At 38.9% G+C, this 23722-nt stretch carries 22 protein-coding genes; 11 read left to right on the top strand and 11 right to left on the bottom strand.

What is annotated here, in order from left to right; all coding sequences use genetic code 11:
* The first annotated feature begins 32 nt into the window (after positions 1 to 32).
* Positions 33 to 1376: a Gfo/Idh/MocA family protein gene (locus tag QNI15_RS30675; RefSeq protein WP_313992940.1), complete on the top strand. Its 1344-nt coding sequence runs from the start codon at positions 33 to 35 to the stop codon at positions 1374 to 1376.
* 214 nt (positions 1377 to 1590) lie between these two features.
* Positions 1591 to 2610 carry a VOC family protein gene (locus QNI15_RS30670; RefSeq protein WP_313992938.1) on the top strand — a complete coding sequence of 340 codons (1020 nt, stop codon included), beginning with the start codon at positions 1591 to 1593 and terminating at the stop codon, positions 2608 to 2610.
* A 14-nt stretch (positions 2611 to 2624) separates the two neighbouring features.
* Here QNI15_RS30670 and QNI15_RS30665 read toward each other — a convergent pair whose 3' ends face one another.
* Entirely contained in the window at positions 2625 to 3668 is a 1044-nt protein-coding gene (locus QNI15_RS30665; protein WP_313992936.1) for a phosphotriesterase family protein, read from the bottom strand.
* A gap of 119 nt (positions 3669 to 3787) precedes the next feature.
* Here QNI15_RS30665 and QNI15_RS30660 point away from each other — a divergent pair, with 119 nt between their 5' ends.
* On the top strand, positions 3788 to 4909 hold the full coding sequence (locus QNI15_RS30660; RefSeq protein ID WP_313992935.1) for a helix-turn-helix transcriptional regulator: 1122 nt from the start codon (positions 3788 to 3790) through the stop codon (positions 4907 to 4909).
* Between the two features lie 64 nt (positions 4910 to 4973).
* On the top strand, positions 4974 to 6701 hold the full coding sequence (locus tag QNI15_RS30655) for a serine hydrolase domain-containing protein (protein WP_313992934.1): 1728 nt from the start codon (positions 4974 to 4976) through the stop codon (positions 6699 to 6701).
* Between the two features lie 86 nt (positions 6702 to 6787).
* Here QNI15_RS30655 and QNI15_RS30650 read toward each other — a convergent pair whose 3' ends face one another.
* Positions 6788 to 7945, bottom strand: a complete 1158-nt coding sequence (locus tag QNI15_RS30650; RefSeq protein WP_313992931.1) for a hypothetical protein — start codon at positions 7943 to 7945, stop codon at positions 6788 to 6790.
* Between the two features lie 87 nt (positions 7946 to 8032).
* Positions 8033 to 8557: a DUF2911 domain-containing protein gene (locus tag QNI15_RS30645; RefSeq protein WP_313992929.1), complete on the bottom strand. Its 525-nt coding sequence runs from the start codon at positions 8555 to 8557 to the stop codon at positions 8033 to 8035.
* Positions 8558 to 8695: 138 nt separating this feature from the next.
* On the opposite strand from QNI15_RS30645, the gene QNI15_RS30640 reads away from it, so the two are divergent.
* On the top strand, positions 8696 to 10024 hold the full coding sequence (locus QNI15_RS30640; protein ID WP_314035512.1) for a hypothetical protein: 1329 nt from the start codon (positions 8696 to 8698) through the stop codon (positions 10022 to 10024).
* Positions 10025 to 10056: 32 nt separating this feature from the next.
* Here QNI15_RS30640 and QNI15_RS30635 read toward each other — a convergent pair whose 3' ends face one another.
* Positions 10057 to 10863 carry a 3-keto-disaccharide hydrolase gene (locus tag QNI15_RS30635; RefSeq protein WP_313992926.1) on the bottom strand — a complete coding sequence of 269 codons (807 nt, stop codon included), beginning with the start codon at positions 10861 to 10863 and terminating at the stop codon, positions 10057 to 10059.
* 317 nt (positions 10864 to 11180) lie between these two features.
* Here QNI15_RS30635 and QNI15_RS30630 point away from each other — a divergent pair, with 317 nt between their 5' ends.
* Positions 11181 to 11702, top strand: a complete 522-nt coding sequence (locus QNI15_RS30630; RefSeq protein ID WP_314035510.1) for a helix-turn-helix domain-containing protein — start codon at positions 11181 to 11183, stop codon at positions 11700 to 11702.
* A 142-nt stretch (positions 11703 to 11844) separates the two neighbouring features.
* Here the strand turns inward: QNI15_RS30630 and QNI15_RS30625 are convergent, their stop codons facing one another.
* Complete coding sequence (locus tag QNI15_RS30625) at positions 11845 to 12942, bottom strand: serine hydrolase domain-containing protein (RefSeq protein ID WP_313992922.1); 1098 nt, start codon at positions 12940 to 12942, stop codon at positions 11845 to 11847.
* Between the two features lie 123 nt (positions 12943 to 13065).
* Entirely contained in the window at positions 13066 to 13944 is an 879-nt protein-coding gene (locus QNI15_RS30620) for a LytR/AlgR family response regulator transcription factor (protein WP_314035508.1), read from the bottom strand.
* A 219-nt stretch (positions 13945 to 14163) separates the two neighbouring features.
* Here QNI15_RS30620 and QNI15_RS30615 point away from each other — a divergent pair, with 219 nt between their 5' ends.
* From QNI15_RS30615 to QNI15_RS30600, 4 genes are all read left to right on the top strand, one after another.
* Positions 14164 to 16602 carry a heavy metal translocating P-type ATPase gene (locus QNI15_RS30615; protein ID WP_313992918.1) on the top strand — a complete coding sequence of 813 codons (2439 nt, stop codon included), beginning with the start codon at positions 14164 to 14166 and terminating at the stop codon, positions 16600 to 16602.
* Positions 16603 to 16638: 36 nt separating this feature from the next.
* Complete coding sequence (locus QNI15_RS30610) at positions 16639 to 17574, top strand: cation diffusion facilitator family transporter (RefSeq protein WP_313992916.1); 936 nt, start codon at positions 16639 to 16641, stop codon at positions 17572 to 17574.
* Positions 17575 to 17677: 103 nt separating this feature from the next.
* Positions 17678 to 17887 (top strand): heavy-metal-associated domain-containing protein, encoded by a 210-nt coding sequence (locus QNI15_RS30605; RefSeq protein ID WP_313992914.1) that lies wholly within the window; start codon positions 17678 to 17680, stop codon positions 17885 to 17887.
* A gap of 468 nt (positions 17888 to 18355) precedes the next feature.
* A complete protein-coding gene (locus QNI15_RS30600) occupies positions 18356 to 19747 on the top strand; it encodes a hypothetical protein (protein ID WP_313992912.1) in 1392 nt (463 codons plus the stop codon).
* Positions 19748 to 19808: 61 nt separating this feature from the next.
* Here the strand turns inward: QNI15_RS30600 and QNI15_RS30595 are convergent, their stop codons facing one another.
* From QNI15_RS30595 to QNI15_RS30580, 4 genes are read right to left on the bottom strand one after another with little or no spacing between them, the layout of a single operon-like run.
* Positions 19809 to 20258, bottom strand: a complete 450-nt coding sequence (locus QNI15_RS30595) for a nuclear transport factor 2 family protein (RefSeq protein WP_313992910.1) — start codon at positions 20256 to 20258, stop codon at positions 19809 to 19811.
* 43 nt (positions 20259 to 20301) lie between these two features.
* Positions 20302 to 20781 (bottom strand): nuclear transport factor 2 family protein, encoded by a 480-nt coding sequence (locus QNI15_RS30590; RefSeq protein WP_313992908.1) that lies wholly within the window; start codon positions 20779 to 20781, stop codon positions 20302 to 20304.
* A 23-nt stretch (positions 20782 to 20804) separates the two neighbouring features.
* Positions 20805 to 21245, bottom strand: a complete 441-nt coding sequence (locus tag QNI15_RS30585) for a GNAT family N-acetyltransferase (RefSeq protein ID WP_313992906.1) — start codon at positions 21243 to 21245, stop codon at positions 20805 to 20807.
* Positions 21226 to 21741: a DUF4442 domain-containing protein gene (locus QNI15_RS30580; protein WP_313992904.1), complete on the bottom strand. Its 516-nt coding sequence runs from the start codon at positions 21739 to 21741 to the stop codon at positions 21226 to 21228. Before QNI15_RS30580 ends, QNI15_RS30585 begins: the two co-directional genes overlap by 20 nt.
* Before the next feature lie 199 nt (positions 21742 to 21940).
* Here QNI15_RS30580 and QNI15_RS30575 point away from each other — a divergent pair, with 199 nt between their 5' ends.
* On the top strand, positions 21941 to 22735 hold the full coding sequence (locus QNI15_RS30575; RefSeq protein WP_313992902.1) for an outer membrane protein: 795 nt from the start codon (positions 21941 to 21943) through the stop codon (positions 22733 to 22735).
* Between the two features lie 622 nt (positions 22736 to 23357).
* Here the strand turns inward: QNI15_RS30575 and QNI15_RS30570 are convergent.
* Positions 23358 to 23722 (bottom strand): transposase (locus tag QNI15_RS30570; protein WP_314035506.1); only part of this gene is annotated, 365 nt, incomplete at its 5' end.

Below are 23722 nucleotides of genomic sequence, written 5' to 3'. Positions count from 1 at the left end.
TATTCATACGTTTATCTCCCTTCCATTTACTCATGAAAAAAAATACAACAGATCACTCAAACAGCAGACGAAAATTTTTGAAAAATTCTGCACTTGCAGCATCTTCATTTATGATTGTACCCAGGCATGTATTAGGAAAAGGATTTATTCCTCCATCCGATAAATTAAATATTGCCGGAATTGGTGTAGGGGGTATGGGGGCTGCTAATTTGCGCAATCTGGCACCTACCGAAAATATTGTAGCATTATGTGATGTAGATGATGCGTATGCAGCCAAAACATACGAAACCTATCCCAATGCCAAACGTCATAAGGATTATCGCAAAATGCTGGAGCAGCAAAAAGATATAGATGCAGTCGTAATTGCCACTCCAGACCACTTACACGCAGTACAAACAGTAGCCGCAATGAAAGCTGGCAAACACGTATATGTACAGAAACCATTAACCTACACATTGCATGAGGCTCGGGAACTTGCCAAACTGGCGAAGGCAATGCCTAAAATTGTTACCCAGATGGGAAATCAAGGCCACTCCAATGACGACGCTCGCTTAATCAATGAGATTATTGCTGCAGATATGATTGGTAAAGTTACAGAAGTTCATGTATGGACCAACCGACCTATCTGGCCACAAGGTATTGCATTCCCTACAGATGCTCCTGCCACTCCTCTTACATTGGATTGGGATCTCTTTTTAGGACCAGCTCAACCACGAACCTACAATCCAGCCTACCATCCATTCAAATGGAGAGGATGGGTTGATTATGGTGTTGGCGCATTAGGTGATATGGGAGCTCACCTGATAGATCACCCTGTATGGGCACTAGGGTTGGGAGCACCCACACATGTAGAAGCCTCTTCTTCTCAGTTTAATGGACAAACCTATCCGGTAGCCTCTATTGTATATTATGATTTTGCAGCCAGAGGTAAAATGCCAGCAGTTCGTTTGACCTGGTATGATGGTGGACTGTTGCCAGAAAGACCGAAAGAACTTTTACCTGAAGAAAAGATAGATCGAGGAGGGGGTGTACTTTATATAGGGAGCAAGGGAAAACTTATGCATGATACATATGGAAGTAAGCCACGTCTGCTGCCAACTACAAAAATGCAGGATTTTAAAGCCCCCAAACAACTCTTTCCACGAGTAGGAATGAGTCATGAGCGAAACTGGGCTGAGGCTTGTAAAGGAAATGGCAAGGCTAATTGTCCGTTTGATTATGCAGGTCCACTTACTGAAACTATGTTATTGGGAGTAATGGCTTTACGCATGCCAGGCCAAAAACTAACATGGGATTCTGCCAATATGCAGTTCCCTGGAACGCCTGATTTAAATCAATATGTATCGAGAACATATCGTTCTGGCTTCGAGCTATAAACCAACATGTTATACATTTTTATATGAAAAGCCTCTTTTCCAAAGAGGCTTTTTTTGTTTACCAAACTTCGGATATACTACCAATAAAAGAAATTAAAAGAAGTGTTCAGTATACACTTTTATGAATATTTATTACATTAGCATTATATTGGACTAATCTATACTTTTAAATTATCTGGTAAATATTATCCACTTCTACCTCTGACATTGCGTTATGTCTCTGCCAAGACTTTATCAGCTGGGCGTGCTATCTGTGTTCACACTGATTTGCTGTGCTTTTATACCCACAGATCAACCGGAAACACCTCCAATCATGCTGGATAATATTCACTATTTTGTGAATGATCCCAAAGCAGCCAAAGATTTTTTTGTCAAGCACTTTCAGGCAAAGCCATTGGCAAGACCAGACAAAAATCCTCTTTCGTTTATCGACTATCTTGAAGTAAGACCAGAACAAGCCTCTATAGCTATTTCACCTCGTGGGCCTTATCAGGGTATGTATATGCAGGAAGATCCTATCCGCTGGAAACGAACATCAGTAAAAGTCTCAGCAAAAACACCACCTACCTATGGTGTACATTGGCTAGCATTACGTACAGAAAGCATTAAATATTCACTGAAGTCACTGGAAACACAAGGTATAAAAGTAATATCCACCGAAGTTGATATTCCGGGAGAATCCTCCAAGGCTGCAATGATATGGGGGCCAGAATACACCCGTATTGTTATCATACAACGTAATCGGGAACGATCACAAGAAACTTTATATGGCATTGACCATGTGATGTTGTTGGTTGAGAATCTGGAAAAAAACATCAACTTCTTCAAGGATGTGTATAATGGTGAAATTTTAAAGAGAAACAATCTTTATTGCAAAATGAAAGTTGGAGACCATATACTTATCATGGCAGTTCCGGAAGCATTGAACATTCCGTCAAGCACTGTTCATAGAATGGATTCTATGCAGTTCAGGCCAGGAATAGAACAGATAGGATTTCTATACAAAGACCCTCAGCCTGCGTATCAGTCCGCAGCCATTAAAGGTTATGAATTTAACCTACGTCCTTCCCGGTTAATTTATCGTAATAAGCCTACTCCTTATATAACAGCTATTACCCATTCGCCTGAAGGAATCTATTGTGAGATGTATGCTGAAGACGGAAGAGAAGGACCTCGCACCGTTTATATCAACCAGCCTTCAGAAACTATAAGTGGCAATAAAAAAGACAAATGAGCTCATTTGTCTTTTTATTTGACCAAAGGTTTTACACGTATAGCAAATGCATTAGCTGGATTAACTTTGAGAAGCTGATCTATTTCAACTTGAGTAAATCCATTCTGTACCATAAGGGGAAGCAATTTTTTATGAATAGTTGTAAAGGGACGAAATTCCCCACCTTTAGGTTCTCCCGGATGATACCATCCGGCATCGTGTGAAACCAGTGTTCTGTGCCATAGTTGTTTTTCTTTCATGAAGAGTAGCAATTGCAGATACTCATCTACATTTTGATCACTCACCCCATCCAGACTCACCCAGGCTCCCTCATTCACAGCTTCAATGTATTTTTCTTTTTCTGGTTCAGATTGTGCATGTACCCAGATAAATGCCTGTGGATGCACACCCTCATTGCGTAATATTTCCATCTGCTCAAAAGCGGGTATAGCAGGTCCTGTATGTGAAGCGATAACCATTCCTGTTTTTAAATGTGTTCGTGCAGCAGCTTGTACCAACTTCTGATGAATAGGTGATAAAGGTTCTGGGTCTACTCCTATCTTTATAAAACCAGGTTTAATTCCTGTATCATCAATTCCCCGTTTAAATTCTCTCACCCATCGGCTTGCCAGTTGGTCTGCACTTTCTGTAAATGCGAAAGCTGGTAGAAATTTATTCTGTCTGGCACCATAGTATCCTGTATTGGTGATAATCTGTATACCTGTCGCCTGTGAGACTAACTTTAACAAAAGTGGATCTCTTCCCAAATAAGCGGGTGTACAGTCTACAATAGTCTGACACCCCAAAGCTTTTACTTCCTGCAAATAAGGTAACACTTTCTTTAAAACCTGATCCCTGTACCATCGATTTGGATTATACTTATCTGCTCCTATAAAATCTACCAAAATATGCTCATGAATGAGTGATACACCCATAAAAGATGCCTCTTTGCTGGTTGTCACACACTGAATTCTGGGAGGTATCCGTTGGAAGGAGAGAGCAGTAGATGGAGTAATTAGTAATCCACTAAGGACTCCGGAAGAAACTCGTATAAACTCGCGTCGGGTCACCGTTTTCATAGAATTAGAGTTATAGTGAGTTTGGAAAAATGTAAGTTTTCGGTTCTGATTCAAGTTACGTATTTTTACTTAACCAGCACAATATTTTCCGCTCCTTTTGACTGATAACCAGCATAGTTATGTCATTAAATCTAAGCCTTATCAATTTACTTATTTTATTCGGTGCTATACAGGGATTGTTAGTAAGTATTATTTTGTTTTTTTCAAAAGACGAAAACAGATTAAAAAGCATATCGTTGGGAATATTTGTAGCGGTGCTTGTATACAACGGTTTTGAAACATTCAACTGGAGTTCAGGTATAAATTCTTACTTTTTTGCCCTTTTTCCTTTCACACTGATATTTGCTCTTGGTCCCAGCTTGTATCTGTATGTTTATGCAATCTTTTATCCTCAACAAAAAATACCACAACCTATTATCTGGTATTATGCTCCTGTACTGATACAATTTGGCCTCCGCTGCTGTCTAATACTGTATTTTATTCTCGAAAAGGAGCGATTTATAGAGCCAGGTTTTTCTGCTCAGAAAATAGATCATTGGCAGGCGACGATTGCAGAACCTTTTAGTGTGGCTATATTCTGGGTATATCTTGTATATACAGCCAGGTTGATTCGTCAAAAGGATTCCTCTGAGCCACTACCTACGGTATACCGATGGATAAAATTGTTAGTTTTAACCATGTTTGTATTAGGTGTTGTATGGATAGCAACAGTGCTTTCACCATTTCTATGGCCTACTTACAACGATAATCACTACTACCCTTCAGAAATTTTACTCGTCATTCTTATTTATTGGATTAGCTTTGCAGGGTATCATCGTACCAAGATAGTGTATCTTGAAACCGTCAAAGCAGGTTCTTCTTCTCTGGACACATTAACACCTGATGAAATTGCTGTTTGTGTACAAAAAATGCAGGAAGCTATGGAAAGCGAAAAACTTTATCTCGACCCAGATCTCACCGTAGCAAAATTAGCAGATCATATTTCCCTAAATTCAAGACAAGTTTCATCTATTCTCAATCAACATTTACAGAAAGGCTTTAGTGAGTTTGTAAATGAGTATCGTGTTAATGAAGTTAAACAACGCCTGTTGGCTAGCGAAAATCAACACATGACTATTTCAGGAATCGCCCTGGATTGTGGATTTAGCTCTCAGGCAACGTTTCAACGTGTTTTCAAACTTTTGACGCAAATGACACCTAAGGAGTTTATACAGTCTGAAAGCAGAAAAGTTAAAAATTAACTCTCAAAACCAGTTTTGAGAAGATTTGAAAAGAGAGTTTCTATTGTTTCGCTCAAAAAAACGAATGAAAAAAGCTCTCTTATTCTCGCTCTTGTTTCTGGTTGCTTCATGTCCTTGTATATCTCAAAATACATTTTCATTTACGTTCCAAACTACGGAAAATAGAGTTGATTCTATTTTTTCTGACTGGAATAAATCAGATTGCCCTGGTGGTTCGGTTGCAGTAGTTTTAGAAGGAAAGGTGCTATTACTCAAAGGATATGGTATGGCGAATATCCAACGGCATCTTCCCAATACACCTCAAACCACATTTAATGTAGCCTCTGTAGCCAAACAGTTTACCGCCATGTGTATAGCTCTGTTGGAAGAAGAAGGTAAACTCTCTTTTGACGATGATATTCGCAAATTCTTTCCTGAATTTAAGTTGAAAGAGAAAGTGACTGTCAGACATTTGCTCACACATACGAGTGGTTTACGGGAAGCATATGTACTGGCGGTATTATCAGGCAAAATAAATCTGAAAGGAAACATTCGAAAAAAATACAATACTACAGCTAACATGCTTTCTCTGATGTCAAATCAACAGGATCTGAATTTTAAGCCTGGCGATGAACATGCCTATACTAATATAAACTATGTATTACTGGGTGAGATTGTACACAGGATTAGCGGAATGTCATTACGATTATTTGCAGATCAGTATATTTTCAAACCTCTTCAGATGAATCATACGTTCTTTAATGATGTAGTATCTGGCGAACCATCCACACGAGCTGTTCCCTATCAACCCAGACGTAAACATCCGACAAAATTCAAGCGAAAATCACCTATAGATGGAGGTATAGTAGGTGATCACAATCTAATCACGACAGTTGATGATCTGATCTTATGGAATGAAAACTTTTGGGATAATCGGTTAGGCCAAAAAGATCCGGAACTTATATCAACCATGCAAACTCCTTACATACTCAATAATGGCGATACCATTCATTATGCCTTTGGATTAAATATCCATTCGTATCACAATAATGCTGCAATTGGGCATGGAGGTGATGATTACAGATATACAGCTTCTATGGTACGTTTTCCTGACAAACACCTAAGCATTATTTGTCTTGCCAATAGTTCCCGTTATGATGATACAGAAAGAAAAGCCTTTGCCCTGGCGGATCTGATATTAAATATCCGACCTCAGCCTACTGATACAGTTAGAAAACCTTATCAATTTCTTCCTATCGATAAAAACTTCTTTAAAGATAAACTCAGTAACTATGAAGGCATCAGTAAGAAAAACCGCTATCGATTCAGACAGATTCTGATAAAAGATGAAAAAGTATATCTGGCTTTCAGACCCAATAAGTCCTTACACGAATTAATGGGTATTGGAAATAATCATTTTGTGACAAAAGTTGGCGATCCCGATTTGTACCTTCACATCTGGTTCTCTCATTCGGAAAATGGAGAAGTATTACTCCACCAAAAATTCAAAAATGATACTACCCACTTTCGAATGAATCCCTCTCCTACTCTACAAACGGCTGAACTAAAGAAATATACAGGTAGCTACACCAATAAAGAGACACATAGCCGAATGAAGGTAAAAGTCAAAAAGCAAAATTTGATTGTCACCTTTAAGGGTATTATTCGCATCAAAACCATTCCCATTGGAACACATACTTTTTATGCACCTGATAACCAGGCAATCTTTCAGTTTGGAGGAAAAGAAAAAGATCGAATAGATCATTTTGTTATAGGTGCTGACGATTTTCGAAATGTCCGGTTCGAAAAATAAATTTCTTATTTAGAGGCATTACCATTCCTGTCAACAACTAAGAAAACTACTCAGAGGCAGCATATAACAACTGCCTCTGAATAAAACTATTTTTCAGCCAGTTCTATATCGTCCAGATTGTCAAAGCGGGCAATAACTCCCCATCCATAAAAGCTATTGGCAACACCAATAAGCAACTCATTGTCACCAGCCTTTAGAGGTAAAGTGAAAGATGTATTCTCAATAGAGCATCTGCCAAAGGGAGGTTTCATCAGGATGGCGCCATACAGATTTTTATCTACATATACCGGATTGCCATTCAACATTACCCAAACTTCATCACTGAAGCCCATTCTCACTTGCCGAATCAGATCTGACTTTGCCTTAATGGTAGTTTTTAACCATACATATCTTCTAGAGTCGCTCTTTCCATACATACGAGTCAGATTTACTAAACCCTGTCTTTCGGATTGTATAGATTCCCAGGAGGTCTCTTTTGTAGGAAATGCCTTTACATTAAGTAATTCCCTTCCCATTGGAAGAGAATCAGGTTTTGTAACGGCCCAGGAACGAATATATCGGGAATCATGATTGGTCAGATCAATACCTTCTGTAGTTGATAAGCCTTCAATTTGTCCAGGCTTTACAACAAGGTTGGCATAAACAGCGGGGCCTTCAAAGGCAATAGTTCCCTGTTTGATATTTCCTTCCAGACGAGGTATTTCAAGTGTGGAGTGAGCATTGTTATTTACATACACTCTCATTTGTAACTCTGAAACGACCAGTTTAATGTGATTCCACTCTTTTTCTTTGATCAAAGCGGGTCCCTGAAAAAGAGGTAGCATATCCCACATGTTTACTCCCCCAATAATTGGTGCATATTGTATAGCATCTATTGCTTTGGGGTTATTAACTCTTTGTGCCCGTAAGTATACAAATTCAGATTCCATAGCATTCTGCCATCTGAAATATACACCCACAAAGGTGGATTCGGTTTGCTCGACATCAAACTCAATAGTTCCGTCTGAGAATATAAAGTCTTTCAATACAACAGGTCCGGATTTAGGCAGTAACTTCATGCCTTGCACATTTTTATAGGTCATAAACTCTGCCTTCTGAGGTGCAAACTCCCAGCGATCTGCCTGCATAGGTATAGTGATGACCTTGCTCTGTGTTAAAGCCCCTGAACGTGATTTACTCTTAGATTGGGCAAATAAAACCATTGACGTCAAACACAAGCTTAGAAATAAATATATAGCTTTCATATAAGTAGTAGTTTGGAGATTGAGATTTTCGGATTCAACAACGTAAAAATTCTGCTTTCATTCGTTTATAGAAGAAAGCAGAATAAGTCATTTCACAGTAAAATCTACCTGTGCATTTTCCCACTTAAGTGTTACAAGTCCCTGATTGGAAACAGTGAAGGTCATTCTCTCAGTGAAGCTTTTGGATTTTTTTACTGGCACATTTACTCTCAATACATCTTCTTCCTGTTTATAGCTAAAAGCACCCCATTTAATAGTTTTATTGAAAATGATTGTCCACTCTTTTTCATTTGGAATGGTAAACAAGGCATATTTTCCTTTAGCCAGAGGTTTTCCTTCTATGGTTACATCATCAGAGAATTCAATAGAAGTAGTCTCATTGGCACCTGTACGCCATACCTGCCCATAAGGAACCAGCTTACCCCAGACATCCCGGTTTTTCACTGCAGGTTGACTGTACTGAATGGTAATGGTTTTATTTCCAGCCTTTCCGCTTGCAGTAGCTGGGGGACTCTCACGTGGCTTGTCATTTTGAGCAAATGCATCCATAGTGATAAAGCTTAACATAAACAGGATGGCACTCAGTGTGTGTTTTCTTAATTGGGTTGTCATGTGTGATTAGATTTGAATGAAACATGGTGCAAAGGTCCCATATATGGGCCAAATGCGCCATTCACCACTTTTCCAAATTGGTGCAAGTTGGAGCAAGCATAAAAATAGTATCTTTGATAAGCCAAAACCCTTACAACAATGCAATCGGAAGATGTTCTTATTGAAAAGTGTAAACACCTGATTGAGGAAAAGACAGGCTGGGGAAATAGTGAGTCCTGGAAAAATCAGGATTTTACAGAACTGAGTGAAAAGATTTATGAAGAGACAAAAATAAACCTCAGTCCTACTACATTGAAACGAGTGTGGGGAAAGGTAAAATATGAGAGTTTACCTAATCTAAGCACGCTTAATACACTGGCTAGCTTTGTAGGGTATGAAAACTGGAGAGAGTTTAAGCTAAAAAGTATACAGGAAGAACAACCTCGTATTACTGTTCCTCAAACTGAAGTGGTATCCCAACAGATAAACCCACCCAAAACAGAACCACGTTTTCAGACAAAGAGCATTGGGGTATTTAGTCTGATTTTGCTACTGGCAGGTGCAGGCTGGCTTACTATCCAAACGTTTTCCAAAGCAGACATAAAAAAAGAAAGCCAATCTTCGACCCCATTCTCGTTTACTAGTAAACCTGTTACCAAAGGCATCCCAAATTCTGTAGTCTTTACCTATGATGCTACTGCGGCTACTACTGATTCGGTATTTATTCAGCAATCCTGGGACCCTAAACGACGGGTTCAGGTTCCAAAAAACAAACATCAATATACTTCCATTTATTATTATCCTGGATTCTTTAAAGCAAAACTTGTAGTAGGAGATCGGATTGTTAAAGAACATGACTTGCTTATTCCATCAGATGGCTGGATTGTAGCCGTTCAACAGGAACCTGTTCCTGTCTATTTCTCAGAACAGGAAACGAGAAAGAATGGTACACTTGGATTGTCGCCTGTACAGATCGAGGCTAAACACATCCCTATGCAACCTCAACCTCCTTTTGTCATATTTCGGAATGTTCGCGACTTTAAAGGAATACTTAACGATAATTTCATTTTTGAAACAGAAGTAAAAAGCAACTACAACCAGGGCTCAGCAATTTGTCAGTTCTCACAGATTATGTTGTTACTGGAAAATGATATGATGAGTATACCGCTAAGTAACCTAGGTTGTGTATCAGATTTGAATATGTCGGTAGGCGATAAGTTTATGGAAGGCAAAACGACTGATTTGTCAGGATTTGGAAGTGATATGAGTCATTGGACAAAAGTCAGAGTGGAATCCAGGAACAAAAAAGTACAATTTTTCATCAATGGTAAAAAAGCACTAGAAACTTCATTCTCTAATGCCGCCACTCGGATTGTTGGGATTCATTATGGTTTTCAGGGAACGGGGTCAATACGTTATACCAAACTTCAACGATTGAATGGAGAGGTCGTATATGAAGAAAATTTTCAGACTCAGACAGCTATGTAATCTGTCTGAGTCTGAAAGATAGTTTGCAGGACTTACAATATTTTAATGCGTATATTTCGGTATTCTACTTTGTGTTCGTGATCCTGGAAAGCTATTTTTCCTTTGGCGTGAGGAGTAGCGTAAGGCCATTTAGTAAACTTACTCACAGCTAATTGTTTCTTCCATTCAGGTCCTCCATACTCGTATTCCACTACCTTCTCACCATTTAGCCAGTGTTCCACATGGTTTTTATTTACAATAATCACTGCTTCGTTCCATTCACCAGGTGCTTTGGCTTTGAAAGCGGATGGAGCCTGCATATCATAGTTAGCTCCTGACTTTTGCTTATCTGTTATATGAATCTCTTTTCCGTTTTCCATATAAGGCGGATAGCCATTGTCATCAATAATCTGATATTCAGGGCCTGACTCATAGGTACTTTTATACTTCTTGTCTTCAAGTACCTTGTAGATTACTCCGCTATTTCCTTTAGGCTCTACATTCCAGTCAAACCGAAGTTCAAAGTTTTCATATTCATCATTACTGGTCAAATCAGCTCCTGTATTACCTGGACACACCAATATACCTCCTTCTGCTTTCCAGCCAATTACACTGTCTCCTTTCAGATAGCTATGCCATCCGGCGGTGGACTGTCCATCAAATAACAATTTAAAACCCTGACTTTCTTCTTCACTGGTAAGTTTATTTAAAGAAGCTGTTTCAGTCAGTACTGCTGTAGTATCATTAGTCGCTACAGAAGCAGTATCAGTTGTGTTTTCATCATGCTTAGTGGAAGAGTTGCAGGCTGATAACCATACACTTCCTGTTACGGCAAATACCAGTAAAAATTTAGCATTCATGGATTGTACAGAAGGTTTGAGATGAATAAGTGAAACAAAACACCTATAGTAAAAGGTGAGGTACACAATGTTACAGAATTTCAACTCAAAAAAGCAATGAGTCAAACCAAAACTTTCTGATCTTATGTTATTTACTATGAGCAAGATAGAAAACGAGGTATATGTCTATATAAATGTGCTTCTGCTAAATATAGCTTTTTGTATATTTGACCAATTCTTTTTGATCTTATGGAAGGATACAACATCATAGAAATACGTAAAACAAGCCATCAATGAATACTTTATATATAAAAAATATGGTCTGCAACCGTTGCAAGATGGTTGTACAACAGGTACTCCAGGAAGAAGGATTACATCCTATAGATATCCGGTTGGGAGAAGTACAGATACAGGAAGAATTAGCTGTCGATCAAGCTCAGTCACTCAGAGAAAAATTGGAAGAAGTGGGATTTGAATTACTGGATGACAAAAAACAAAAAATGATCGAACGTATCAAAACAGTAATTATTACCCTAATTCATTCAGAAAATGATAATCTGCAAAAAGTAAATCACTCCGATTATATAGCTGAACAGCTTAATCGTGACTATGGCTATCTAAGCAGTCTTTTCTCAGAAGTAGAAGGTATTACGATTGAAAAATACATTATCAATCAGAAAATAGAAAAGGTAAAAGAACTACTCATGTATGATGAACTGTCATTGAGTGAAATAGCCGATCAACTTCACTATAGCAGTGTACAACATCTTTCCAATCAATTCAAAAAAGTAACGGGGTTAACACCTAGTTATTTCAAGCACTTGAAAGAAAAGAAACGAAAGTCTCTGGATCAGATATAAACCACATCCATACAAATCTATAAAAATACAACACTGATGCCTCATATTTATGTACATGAGGCATTCTCTTTCACTTCAAAAGTGGCAGTGCTTTCTAATAAAAAATCTTCTTTTCGGGTAATTAATAAAGTCCAACTTTCAATCAAAAGACAGATTTACTTAACCTATCTATCACACTACTCAAGTTTTCTGTTGAGTTATTAGCCAGTAATACCAGTGCTCTTTTCTTCTCTTTTGAGAAAAGAATGAAACTGGTAAACCCTCCTGTTCCTCCATCATGCACATATACTGGCTGGTCATTAATGGTCAGTTCAAACCAGGCTAATCCTACTTTTGTGTTATCCAAAGTAGATGTAATCTGAAGACAATCTGCGAAACTCTTGCCTATTGTATTATTGCCAGGGGTTATATTTGCTTGTGCATATACTAACAAATCCTTTACAGTAGAACGCAATGCACCTGCTCCCTTAAACCCATTCATATCATTCCAGTATGCTACAGGTTTACCTTTCGTATCATACCCTTTTGCAAATCTCAGCTTTTCATCTTCGGACAAAGTTATTTTTGTATCCTGCATTCCCAGAGGTATAGCTATCTTCTCTTCCACAAGTTGTTCATAGCTTTTCCCTGTATTTCGTTCAAGAAGCAGCCCTGCAACTCCAAAAGCCAAGTTTGAATACTCAAATACTGTTTCAGGTGTATTCTTCAGTGGTTTATTTTTCAGATACGTATATACCTTTGTACTATCATAATGCTTATAGGGTTCCTGAGCATCTGCTCCATTTACCAGGTCGTCAGGCAGTCTGGGTAATCCGGAACTATGATTGAGTAGATCTTTTAATTTTACCTGAATTCCATTTTTTTCCAAAGAAGGAAGAGGTAAAAATTTACTGGCTGGCTCTTCCAGATTTATCTGGAGGCTAGCAGCAAAATCAGCCATAAGTGCAGCAGTAAAGGTTTTTGAGATTGACCCTATTTCAAAAATAGTATTTTCATCAGGCAGTTGATGTGCCTCTTTATTGCTGTGTCCATACCGATAAATAAATGTACTGTCATTGCGAAAGATTCCAATCACAAATCCTCCGGTACTGGATGCAGAAGCATATTTTTCGACTGCGCTATGAACTGTCTGGTCAAGTGAAGAAGTCAGTGGATTGTTGGTCACAATTGGTTGGGTAGCATCTTCTTTACAACCCAGACAGCTGGCAAGGAGTAGAATACTCATCAGATAAGCTTTCATAGTTACTTGTTTTGAATGAATGAAACAATTGAGTGAACGAGATACTATTGATCACTCAAAACAAGATCCATATTCTTTCATTTCCAGCCTTTAAATCCCCTTTTTAGCTGAAATGATATTTCTTCAACCATGAAATGCTATTTCCGTTTTTATCCATTTCCTAAATTCTGCTGCTTTAGTTCGGCTCACAAAGATTTCTCCTGATACTCCACTACCTTCTTTAAGCACTACTTTTATTTTTCCATATGTATCAGAATGAATTGATTTTACCAAGATACGAGAAAGAATCAATTGCCTATTAGCCCGAAAGAAATTGCCAGTTTTCAATGCTACTTCCAGATAATCCAACGAACAATCCACAACCAATTTCTTCCCTTCTGTAGTTACTACCCAACAAATTCCATCTGTAACAAATGCCCCTATAACTTCTGATATATTAAGAATTAATTCTTTCTTACCTGATTTTATCAATAGTCGGCTATTCTCAGGTGTTGGTAAAGGCACATTTCTTTCCTCCTCAATGGGTTTCTCTGCCAATGGCATAGCGAAGCTTTGTTGTTGGTGGAAGCGATAGAAGTAAAGGCTTACATAAATAAAATTGAGCATACACAACAAAATAGCAATAACAGGTAAATCAATTCTATAAAAGTAAATCCATAGATTGGGATCATGTGACGTAACAATAAATGTGTAAGTCGTCCAGGTGATACCAATGATAAGTACCAGACAGACGGGAACAGTTATCAGCAATTGGAGTAACAATCGTTTCAGAAAACCATTCTGCCAGTGATAATAACGATCTAATAGTAGAACAACCATTCGTACCAACTCCCAAACCAAAATAGCAGTCAGAATATCTGCAACTATGCAATATACCAACTTCCAATCCCAAAAATCTTCACTATAGTCCAGATATAACTGAAAGGATAACATAAGGGGCAGAATAATGGCTCTTACCCATTTATCTTTATAAGCTACTTGAGAAACTGATGCTGGGATCATGCTGATGGCAAAGAATAGATTTGTTATCTTTCATTCAAAAATAGATCCATAGAATAAGTGGTTGATTTTTTTTGTATCAGAGGTTTATTTTAAAGCCTAATGGTTAACTGATAAAAGCTTTACCGAAAATCTTGCAATACTTCCCGAAAATTATGTAATACTATTCAGGCATTGAAGGTATACTTTTGTATCATAACAACACGTTGATACAAAGCTGTCATGGAAACAACAACTCAACATACCACATCTGTTAAAATTCCATTGGTTGGAGTAGACAATCAACATTGTGCAATGCTTGTCGATCAGGAATTAGATAAAATTGATGGCATTACAAACCATAGCGTAGACGTAAATAATGAATGGGCGAAAGTCGGCCTTGATCCGCAAAAAAACAGCATTCCCCAAATTGTACGTTCCATTCGGGATCTTGGCTATGATGTAGCTACACTGAAACAAACCTTTCCTGTATTGGAAATGTCCTGTGCATCCTGTGCTATTAGTGTAGAAAGTATTTTAAAGGTTCAGAAAGGAGTAGTGAATGCTTCCGTAAACTATGCCAATGGCTCAGCGCAGGTAGAATATATTCCAGGCACTCTTGACACAGCGGAACTCCGTAAAGCGGTTCAATCGGTTGGTTATGATCTGGTATTGGAACAGACAGAAGGTCGCAATATTCAGGATGAGGCTCAACAAAAGCATTACCTGGCGTTAAAGTTCAAAACTGTCTGGTCAGCGGTTCTTGCCATACCTGTAGTCATTATTGGGATGTTCTGGATGGATCTTCCCTATGGCAACTGGATTATGATGGTATTAACGGCAGTTATATTGTCTGTATTTGGTAAAAGCTTTTTTGTAAATGCGTTTAAACTGGCTCGTCATGGCAATGCTAATATGGATACCCTGGTAGCATTAAGTACTGGGATTGCCTTTCTATTTAGTGTATTCACTACAGTGTATCCCGAATTTTTCCATCACAGAGGTTTACATCCACATGTATATTTTGAATCTGCTGCCGTAATCATTGTTTTTATTCTATTAGGAAAAATGCTGGAAGAGCAGGCAAAATCCAATACCTCATCTGCGATCAAAAAACTCATTGGTTTACAACCCAAACAAGTTACCCGAATCACTCCGGAAGGACAGGAACAAACAATCACTATCAGTGAGGTACAAGTTGGAGATAAATTACTGGTTCGTCCAGGAGATAAAATACCCGTGGACGGTTTAGTACTATCAGGCAGTTCCTTTGTAGACGAAAGCATGATCAGCGGAGAGCCAATACCTGTGGAAAAGAAAGAAGGGTTAAAAGTACTGGCAGGTACAGTCAATCAAAAAGGAAGTTTTCGGTTTATAGCAGAGAAAGTAGGAAGTGATACTTTACTGGCGCACATTATTCAACGGGTACAGGAAGCTCAAGGTAGCAAAGCGCCTGTCCAGAAACTGGTAGATAAAATTGCAGGTATCTTCGTACCGGTAGTCATTGGTATTGCTATGCTGAGCTTTGTACTCTGGCAAATCTTTGGAGGAGACAATGCTCTTACACAAGGCTTACTGGCGCTGGTCACCGTTTTGGTTATAGCCTGCCCTTGTGCTCTCGGTCTGGCAACTCCTACTGCCATTATGGTAGGTGTTGGTAAAGGTGCAGAAAATGGCATTTTGATTAAAGATGCAGAAAGCCTGGAACTAGCACATAAAATTACAGCTATTGTGCTGGACAAAACCGGAACCATTACGGAAGGAAAACCAGAGGTGACTGATATGCATTCAATCGCTTCATTATCTGGTATGCAGCAATCCATTTTGTTGGGAATTGAATCGCAATCAGAGCATCCATTGGCAGAGGCAGTTGTACGAAAACTACGCAAAGAAGGCATCAAATCTGTACCGCTGGACTCTTTTGAAAGTATCACAGGAAAAGGTGTGGAAGCCATGTATGAGGGCAAAACCTATCGGATAGGTAGTCAAGGCTTTATGGAAGAAAATGCCATTTCTGCTGATTCTACACTAAAAGATCAATCCCAAAATTTGCAAAAAGAAGGTAAAACGGTAATTTTCTTTTCAGAAGACAACACATTGTTAGCTATTCTGGCTATTGCAGATACAATTAAAAAGACATCTTCTCAGGCAATCAGTCGTTTGCAAAAGAATGGCATTGAAATTTATATGCTCACAGGGGACAATGCACATACAGCTCAGGCAGTAGCAAAACAAGTCGGTATACGGCACTATAAGGCAGAGGTAATGCCATCTGAGAAAGCAGATTTTATCAAAGACTTGCAACAACAGGGAAACGTTGTGGCAATGGTGGGTGATGGCATCAATGACTCACAGGCACTTGCACAGGCAGATGTAAGTATTGCGATGGGCAAAGGTTCAGACATTGCTATGGATGTCGCCAAAATGACACTTATTTCATCCGATCTGCAACGTATCCCTCAAGCCATTCGTTTATCCGGTCTGACAGTCAATGCTATCCGGCAAAATCTGTTCTGGGCATTTATCTATAACCTGATAGGTATTCCGGTTGCAGCAGGTATTCTTTATCCATTGTATGGGTATATGCTCAATCCCATGGTTGCAGGAGCTGCGATGGCATTGAGTTCTGTATCTGTAGTAAGCAATAGCCTTCGGTTACGCTGGAAAAAATTAGATTCCTGATTGTACGCAACTTTACAACCATTACTACTGCATCTTATGGCACATACACATTCGCATAACGGGCACAGTCATTCACACGATCATGGACATATGCATGGCCCAATCACCAATATAAACACAGCTTTTGTGGTAGGTATTGTGCTCAATTTGGCGTTTGTAGTTATTGAGGCCGGGGTGGGCTTATACTCCAAATCACTGGCTCTGCTTACAGATGCGGGTCATAATCTGAGTGATGTAGCCAGTCTGGCATTAGCACTCCTGGCATTTCGTCTTGCCAAAGTAAAGCCAACCCACACATTCACCTATGGTTATCGAAAAACTACTATACTGGTTGCCTTATTGAATGCAGTTATCCTATTGATTGCAATTGGAGGCATTGGCTACGAAGCAGCCATGAGACTAAATCACCCTCAACCCATAGAAGGCCGTGAAGTGGCAATTGTTGCAGGTGTGGGAATTCTAATTAATTCATTGACAGCATTTCTCTTTTTTCGAAGTCAGCATACCGATTTGAATATTAAAGGGGCTTATCTGCATATGGTAGCGGATGCGCTGGTATCGTTAGGAGTAGTCTTTGCGGGTTTACTCATCTCTGCCACAGGCTGGTACTGGGTAGATAGTATTACCAGCTTTATTGTAATTGTTGTGATTCTGATTGGAACATGGGGACTATTGCGAGATAGCATTATTCTTTCATTGGATGGTGTGCCCAAAGACATTAATTTTGATGAGGTAGAATTAAAAGCTTTACAGATAAAAGGTATTCACAAAATACACCATATTCATATCTGGGCTATAAGCACAACTGAAAATGCACTCACAGCCCATTTGGTTTTGGATAGCAATACGGATTTTGAAGCAGCAGATCAGATCAAGAAGAAACTCCGGCATGAACTGGAACATATGAATATTCAGCATGCAACCTTTGAAACAGAGCTAGTTACACAGGAATGTACCAGTAAACAGTGTTAATATTTGTAAGATTACACCAAAATTATACACATGATAGCGACAATTATATAACAGTATACCTTCTATCCCCTGCTATCTTTGTAGTATCAAATTCACTAAAGTTATGAAGACACTAAAATTTAAAACCAATATCAAATGTGATGGCTGTATAGCCAAAGTAACTCCACACCTGAATGCAGTACAAGGCATAGACCACTGGAAAGTAGATCTGACAAGTCCAGACAAGGTGTTAGAAGTAGAAACAGAAAATGTGAAGGCAGAAGAAGTATCAGAAGCTCTTGGAAAAGCCGGATATAAAGGCGAGACCATATAAAATAAGAAAATTGTAAAAACCACTCCATATGAAAAACATAGCATCTCTGGTATTGATTCTTCTCTCGTTCCTGCTCCCAGCCGAAACACAGAAGACTTGTACCAGAGAATGTCCATGCCATACACAACAGACTTGTCGCTCAACAACTAAGGATTGCTACAGTTTGTCCGCTTTTTGGCAAGTAGCTTCACATAGTCAATCGTGTAAAACCCCTTCAGAGAAGAATGTAGTCAGTACGTTTTATTCACTTTTTTATTCAGCCTTTCCACTTGCTGACAATAGTACATTCTTTCTATTTACTACAAAATTGAAAATACCTCCTCTTCCTTTGTATCTCCAATACAGGAAGCTGATTATCTGATACTAGCTCTGACAGAGACCCAATTTTTTATTATATGAAGCTGTTCTATAAACTATTGGATTGCTTCTATTCTAATCAGATCTTCAACACCATTTAATACCCTTGATATGAAAATAATATTTTTTATGCTAATGCTGACTTTCAGCATCTATCCTGCTATTGCCCAACATGAACATCACAACATGGAAGGAATGAAACATGATAGCACATCAAATAGTCAAAAAGATTCTGCATATACAGAGCATATGAATCATGATGAAATGCCTGTTATGACACATTCGTTTTCCAGAAACCTTCCCATGAACCGGAATGGTTCAGGTACCTCCTGGCTACCAGATGAAACTCCACTATATGCCTATATGAAACATTCCCACAAATGGAGTTATATGGTACATGGGAGTATTTTCCTGCGTCAGAACTGGCAGAATCTGAACAATGATTATCGTCGGGGAGGCAAAAAGTTTGATGTGCCTAACTGGTTTATGGGCATGGCTCAACGGGAAATTGGCAAAAGAGGATTGCTGTCTTTCCATCTCATGATGTCATTAGATCCTTTAACTATGGGAAATGACGGATATCCCCTTCTCTTTCAGTCTGGTGAATCGTATCAAGGGAAACCACTGATTGACAGGCAACATCCGCATGATTTGTTTTCAGAAGTAAGTGTAGGCTATACGCATATGATTAGCAAGGATATAGATGTGTTTGGGTATATTGGATATCCTGGCGAACCTGCTATTGGACCTACAGCTTTTATGCACCGTATTTCTGCTTTTAATAATCCGGATGCACCGCTGAGTCACCACTGGCAGGATGCAACACACATTGTGTTCGGAGTAGCAACAGTAGGATTCAGATATAAGATGTTTAAAGTAGAAGGCTCCAGTTTCACAGGTCGTGAACCAGACGAACATCGGTATGACTTTGATAAACCCCGGTTTGATAGCTACAGCTATCGGATTTCCTTGAACCCAACGGCTAATTTTGCTCTGCAATTTTCACAGGGCTGGATTAAAAGTCCGGAACAATTACATCCGTCAGAAGACATTAAACGAACTACAGCCTCTGTTATTCATAGCAAAATGCTGAATCCCAATAGCCATTGGACATCATCCCTGGTATGGGGGCTTAATGATGCGGGGGGGCATCATAAAGAGCACTCTGTGCTGGCAGAAAGCAATTTACAACTCAACCGTTTTGCAACCTATGGCCGTTATGAATTTGTACAAAAATCGTCAGAAGAACTTGGTTTAGATGTAGATTCCGGAAACCCCATATTAGCAGATCAACGCTTTAATGTACATGCTATTACTCTTGGAGTTAGTTACACTGTATATACATTTCTGCATACCAATGTGAACGCAGGTTTACAGGGATCACTTTATATGCCAGAAAAAACACTGGAAAGTATCTATGGGAAGACACCGCTTTCAGCACAGGTATATATACGTCTCACGCCTTCTCTGCTTAGTATGAATAAACATTCTATGCATCATTGATGCTATATAGGTAGCTATAAATCCATCCAGTACTAGTTAGCACTCTACTGGATGGATTTTATCATTTTACTTTTTCGGTTGCTAGTTTTGGTAATTCTAGATTGCCATCCTGGTATTTAAAGTTAAATTTCATTCTGCTCACCTTCCACTCATTATCTTTCTTAATCAGTTGAAACAAGTAAGTCCCAACTACTGTCCATACATGCTGATTACTGGGATTTGGTAGATAATGGGTTGCCGTACCATAACAAAACACATCCGCATTATTCTCCTGGATGACTGTTTTAAAATTTCCCAACTGATGATGTGTAGCCTGAAAACCGGGTAATAAAGCTTTCCAAGCATCAATGATTTGTTCTGGTATCAGCTCTGTCGGTTTACCTCCTGTCATAGATGTATAATCCAACAACACTCTGGGCGCAAATGAAGCATGCACCATTTGCCAGTCTCGTTCATCTGCCCCAATAAAGATATTCTGGACAACATTTACTACTTCTAAATAATCAGTCATAGTTTAATATGGTTATAAAACAAAAAACGGAAGTTTCCAAAGCTCATGAATATTCAGGATGTTTGGCTATAAATTTATCCAGATTTTCCCGGGCTGTTTTCTGTACTTTATTCCGGATTAGTGGAGTCCATCCCAAAAGTTTCCCAGGCATCCCCAAAGCCATGCCTGCCCATCTCCAGAAATTGAAATAATCCCGATGCCTGATAATCTTACCTTCTTTAAACTCAAAAGTAGCATCAATGATATTATGTACCTTGTTCCCTGTTCTGGAAAAACTGTAGTAGGCTTCCCAATGCGCCTTCCCACTCTGTTGATCAGCCTCAATATCTCTATACTCCATGCGCATATCTTTTCCGGACTCAATCAACATATGCCACATAGCAGCAATCTCTTTTGCTGACTTCAGATTAAAAGCTTCATCTGTAAAGGTAGCATCCGGATGATAACAGGCAGCCATTCCCTTATAATCTTTTCTGGAAAAAGAAGAATATAAGGTTTCTATAACTTGTTGGTTTTGACTCATGTAAAAGTATGAAGTTTATCCTTTTATAATCTCTTTTCCAGTAAAATTCTATAATCCTCCAGTGTTTCTCTGGGTTCAATGCCATAAATATCAAATCCACGTTTTATTCCAAAGATCAGCATAGGTTTGAAGCAATTACGTGTTTTGAAGCGAAGAGTTGTATATCCTTGATCTTTAGCCCACTGTATCATTACATCCATCAATTGCCCGGCAACACCATGTCGGCGGTATTCGTTGGCAACTCCCCCCATCCAACTGTAAAACGAACCATCTGCATCCTTTTCATATCCTACTTTAAAGCCAACAGGCTGTGTATAATTGCAGGCTATCAGGATCAGATATCGGTTAGAATGAAACAAACGCTGTTCATAGGCCTTTTTGGCTGGAGCATTCTGAAATTCAGGAATGGATTGATAAACGGAAAGCACTTCATCAATGGTGCCTTCACGAATTTGAATTTTCATGAGCAGAAAGCTGACGGGCAGCCTGTTTTTTTAGGTAATGCTGTTTGTTGGCAATATATACAGTTCTTTCTATTTCTGCATAGACCTTGCCGGTTTTGTCTTTCCAGTGTACAACAAATGAGTAATCTATCTCACCTGAAATAAGTATCTGTTGCTGGATCTCAGCTAAAATAGCAGATGTGATTACAAAGTCAGCATATAGAGTGGTTTTACCGGGCTTTTTAAAACGTATACCAGCCGATTTGTCCCATACAACAAATCCTTTACCTAGATTATGAAGTAACATAAGCATATAAAAAGGGTCCGAAGCACTGAAATAGCTTCCGCCAAATATGGTTCCTACATAATTGTATGTCCACAAACTACGACGCAAACGAACCTTGACTTCCTGCCAGTCACCCGAGATACGCAGTATCTTACCGCCTGTACCCATGTACATAGGATACCAGTTCATAAACAAACGAAAACACCAGGTTTTAAACGATTCTTTCTTCATACCAACACTAAGTTTTTGCGTTAGCCTTATCTACAATCTAAATAAAATAGGTATTGCCAGTAAAAAAACTAGTAAATATAAATAAATCTCATACAAGGAAGTATATCCACATAAGTTCAGCATGAATTTTGCTCTGAAGATTGCATCACAATTCCCTCTCTTACAATATCTTATCTTTCAACTCAACTACTTGCATACTATGAAAAAAGCATTTTTACTTATTTTCTTTCTGGCCATTTTTCAATTTGCATCAGCTCAGATGGAATGGTCGTTACAAGGGAATTATTCACGCCCTCAGGGTGTCATGGGAAAGTATATTAAACATGCTGGTGGGCTAAATCTCCAAGGTATGTACAGACTACCTAATACCCCTTTTTCTGTAGGTGCAGAAATAGGGATCAATGGCTATGGTAGTCAGAAAACACATCAGAGGTATCAGTTTAGTGATGGGTCTTCTACTGAGGTAGATGTCAATGTTAACAATAGCTTTAGTTCATTTATGCTGGTGGGTAGGGTAAATCTTGTACAAACAGGTGGAATAATTCCTTATATACAGGCTAAGGGAGGATATTTCCACTACTGGACAAATCTAAGCATCCCTGACCCTCAGGATACAGATGGATGTAAACCTCTGGAAAACACTTCACTTTTGAAGGATGGAGCCTTTGCTGCTACCTTGGGGGCTGGCGTTCGATGGGATATAAGTACAATATGTAAGAAAACAATTCCAGAAAGATTCTGGATAGATCTATCCGCAGATTACACAAAGGGTGGGTCTGTACGATATATGAATGTCAATATCCCTGCAGATCCTGATCCGGTAAATCATCACCATCCGGTAACGAATGCAGATGGATCGACTCCCTATACTGCCCGATTTATCAATACCCAAAGCCAGGTCGTTCACGAGCACCATGTAGGCAATGTATATCAGTCTTATATTGAACAGATTACCTTCCGATTAGGTATTACGTTGACTCTTCAGGGCCAATAATTTATAGAAAGAACAATTGTTTGACTGACATTCGGATAGTTTTCAGTTATGGACGGAATATCAGTCAATGGTAAGAACGACTGGAAGTATGGTCATTAGGCAAAGTGACCATACTTCCAGTCAAAGATAAAAATGAACAGAGTTCGAATATTTCTGAAAAGTGACTGGAAAAATGGTCAAAACAAAAAAGTGAACAAAGTTCTGGTCATTTAGCAAGGTGATTCGATTTCTGTTCACTCACCTTGTTGAATAGTTGCCCGATCACTCGGTCTTCGATTACCATTTTGACCATAGTTCCGGTCAATCATCTGTGTTGACTATCTTTTGAATATTTTGCCTTGTATTACTACTTTTTTGTCCGTCTGAAAGAAATTTTTGACAAATAGAGCTTTGTTTGGTTTGTGAGAAAAAATTATTTTCCAATCGGAAAGGCCGCTAACCTTGCCACAAGGTACTGTCTGTAAAGTCAACAAAAATGTTATAATTATTTTAAGCTATTCTTATCTTTACACTCTCAAAGAGAACAGGTCCTGTTTAGCAGGTCGTTCATCTTGCGTAGCTACCCACTGTGGTAGCTACAACCTTTTTAGCGCAATAGGCTTGTGAGTATTTACTCTTATTTCTACTGAACCAAACTAGCCTGAGTGGAACTGGTCTGAGTGGTATTAAGCTGAGTGGTATCAAGCTGAGCCTGAAACCGTTCTTCTTTTTTCCACAAGGCATAGATCACACAAAGCAATTTGCGTTGAACCGCTACATAGGCTTTCATCTTCAGATAACTTCTTTCAAAAATACGCTGATAGAAAACGGTAAATCTTCTCTCGTATTTGACCACTGAAAAAGAAGGTAAATGCAACACCCGTCGAATATGGGCATTGCCTTTTTTACTGATCCGACCCATACCTACCCGTTTTCCCGATTGGTTTTCAATTACATCATAGCCAGCATAACTACACAATTGTGCCTGATTCTCGATCAGAGCAAACC

Origin of the sequence: Xanthocytophaga flava (assembly GCF_030068545.1) — a bacterium.
In the GTDB taxonomy this organism is placed as follows: Bacteria; Bacteroidota; Bacteroidia; order Cytophagales; family 172606-1; genus Xanthocytophaga; species Xanthocytophaga flava.
The sequence above is the reverse complement of the archived record's forward strand: the minus strand, read 5'-3'. Positions and strand labels throughout refer to the sequence as shown.

Coding starts and splice junctions, on each gene's coding strand:
- QNI15_RS30630 (WP_314035510.1), top strand. CDS start 11,181: ATGGTTGTACAACAGGTACTCCAGGAAGAAGGATTACATCCTATAGAT.
- QNI15_RS30655 (WP_313992934.1), top strand. CDS start 4,974: ATGAAAAAAGCTCTCTTATTCTCGCTCTTGTTTCTGGTTGCTTCATGT.
- QNI15_RS30640 (WP_314035512.1), top strand. CDS start 8,696: ATGCAATCGGAAGATGTTCTTATTGAAAAGTGTAAACACCTGATTGAG.
- QNI15_RS30575 (WP_313992902.1), top strand. CDS start 21,941: ATGAAAAAAGCATTTTTACTTATTTTCTTTCTGGCCATTTTTCAATTT.
- QNI15_RS30610 (WP_313992916.1), top strand. CDS start 16,639: ATGGCACATACACATTCGCATAACGGGCACAGTCATTCACACGATCAT.
- QNI15_RS30585 (WP_313992906.1), bottom strand. CDS start 21,245: ATGAAAATTCAAATTCGTGAAGGCACCATTGATGAAGTGCTTTCCGTT.
- QNI15_RS30595 (WP_313992910.1), bottom strand. CDS start 20,258: ATGACTGATTATTTAGAAGTAGTAAATGTTGTCCAGAATATCTTTATT.
- QNI15_RS30580 (WP_313992904.1), bottom strand. CDS start 21,741: ATGAAGAAAGAATCGTTTAAAACCTGGTGTTTTCGTTTGTTTATGAAC.
- QNI15_RS30645 (WP_313992929.1), bottom strand. CDS start 8,557: ATGACAACCCAATTAAGAAAACACACACTGAGTGCCATCCTGTTTATG.
- QNI15_RS30670 (WP_313992938.1), top strand. CDS start 1,591: ATGTCTCTGCCAAGACTTTATCAGCTGGGCGTGCTATCTGTGTTCACA.
- QNI15_RS30620 (WP_314035508.1), bottom strand. CDS start 13,944: ATGATCCCAGCATCAGTTTCTCAAGTAGCTTATAAAGATAAATGGGTA.
- QNI15_RS30650 (WP_313992931.1), bottom strand. CDS start 7,945: ATGAAAGCTATATATTTATTTCTAAGCTTGTGTTTGACGTCAATGGTT.
- QNI15_RS30675 (WP_313992940.1), top strand. CDS start 33: ATGAAAAAAAATACAACAGATCACTCAAACAGCAGACGAAAATTTTTG.
- QNI15_RS30665 (WP_313992936.1), bottom strand. CDS start 3,668: ATGAAAACGGTGACCCGACGCGAGTTTATACGAGTTTCTTCCGGAGTC.
- QNI15_RS30600 (WP_313992912.1), top strand. CDS start 18,356: ATGAAAATAATATTTTTTATGCTAATGCTGACTTTCAGCATCTATCCT.
- QNI15_RS30590 (WP_313992908.1), bottom strand. CDS start 20,781: ATGAGTCAAAACCAACAAGTTATAGAAACCTTATATTCTTCTTTTTCC.
- QNI15_RS30615 (WP_313992918.1), top strand. CDS start 14,164: ATGGAAACAACAACTCAACATACCACATCTGTTAAAATTCCATTGGTT.
- QNI15_RS30660 (WP_313992935.1), top strand. CDS start 3,788: ATGTCATTAAATCTAAGCCTTATCAATTTACTTATTTTATTCGGTGCT.
- QNI15_RS30625 (WP_313992922.1), bottom strand. CDS start 12,942: ATGAAAGCTTATCTGATGAGTATTCTACTCCTTGCCAGCTGTCTGGGT.
- QNI15_RS30635 (WP_313992926.1), bottom strand. CDS start 10,863: ATGAATGCTAAATTTTTACTGGTATTTGCCGTAACAGGAAGTGTATGG.
- QNI15_RS30605 (WP_313992914.1), top strand. CDS start 17,678: ATGAAGACACTAAAATTTAAAACCAATATCAAATGTGATGGCTGTATA.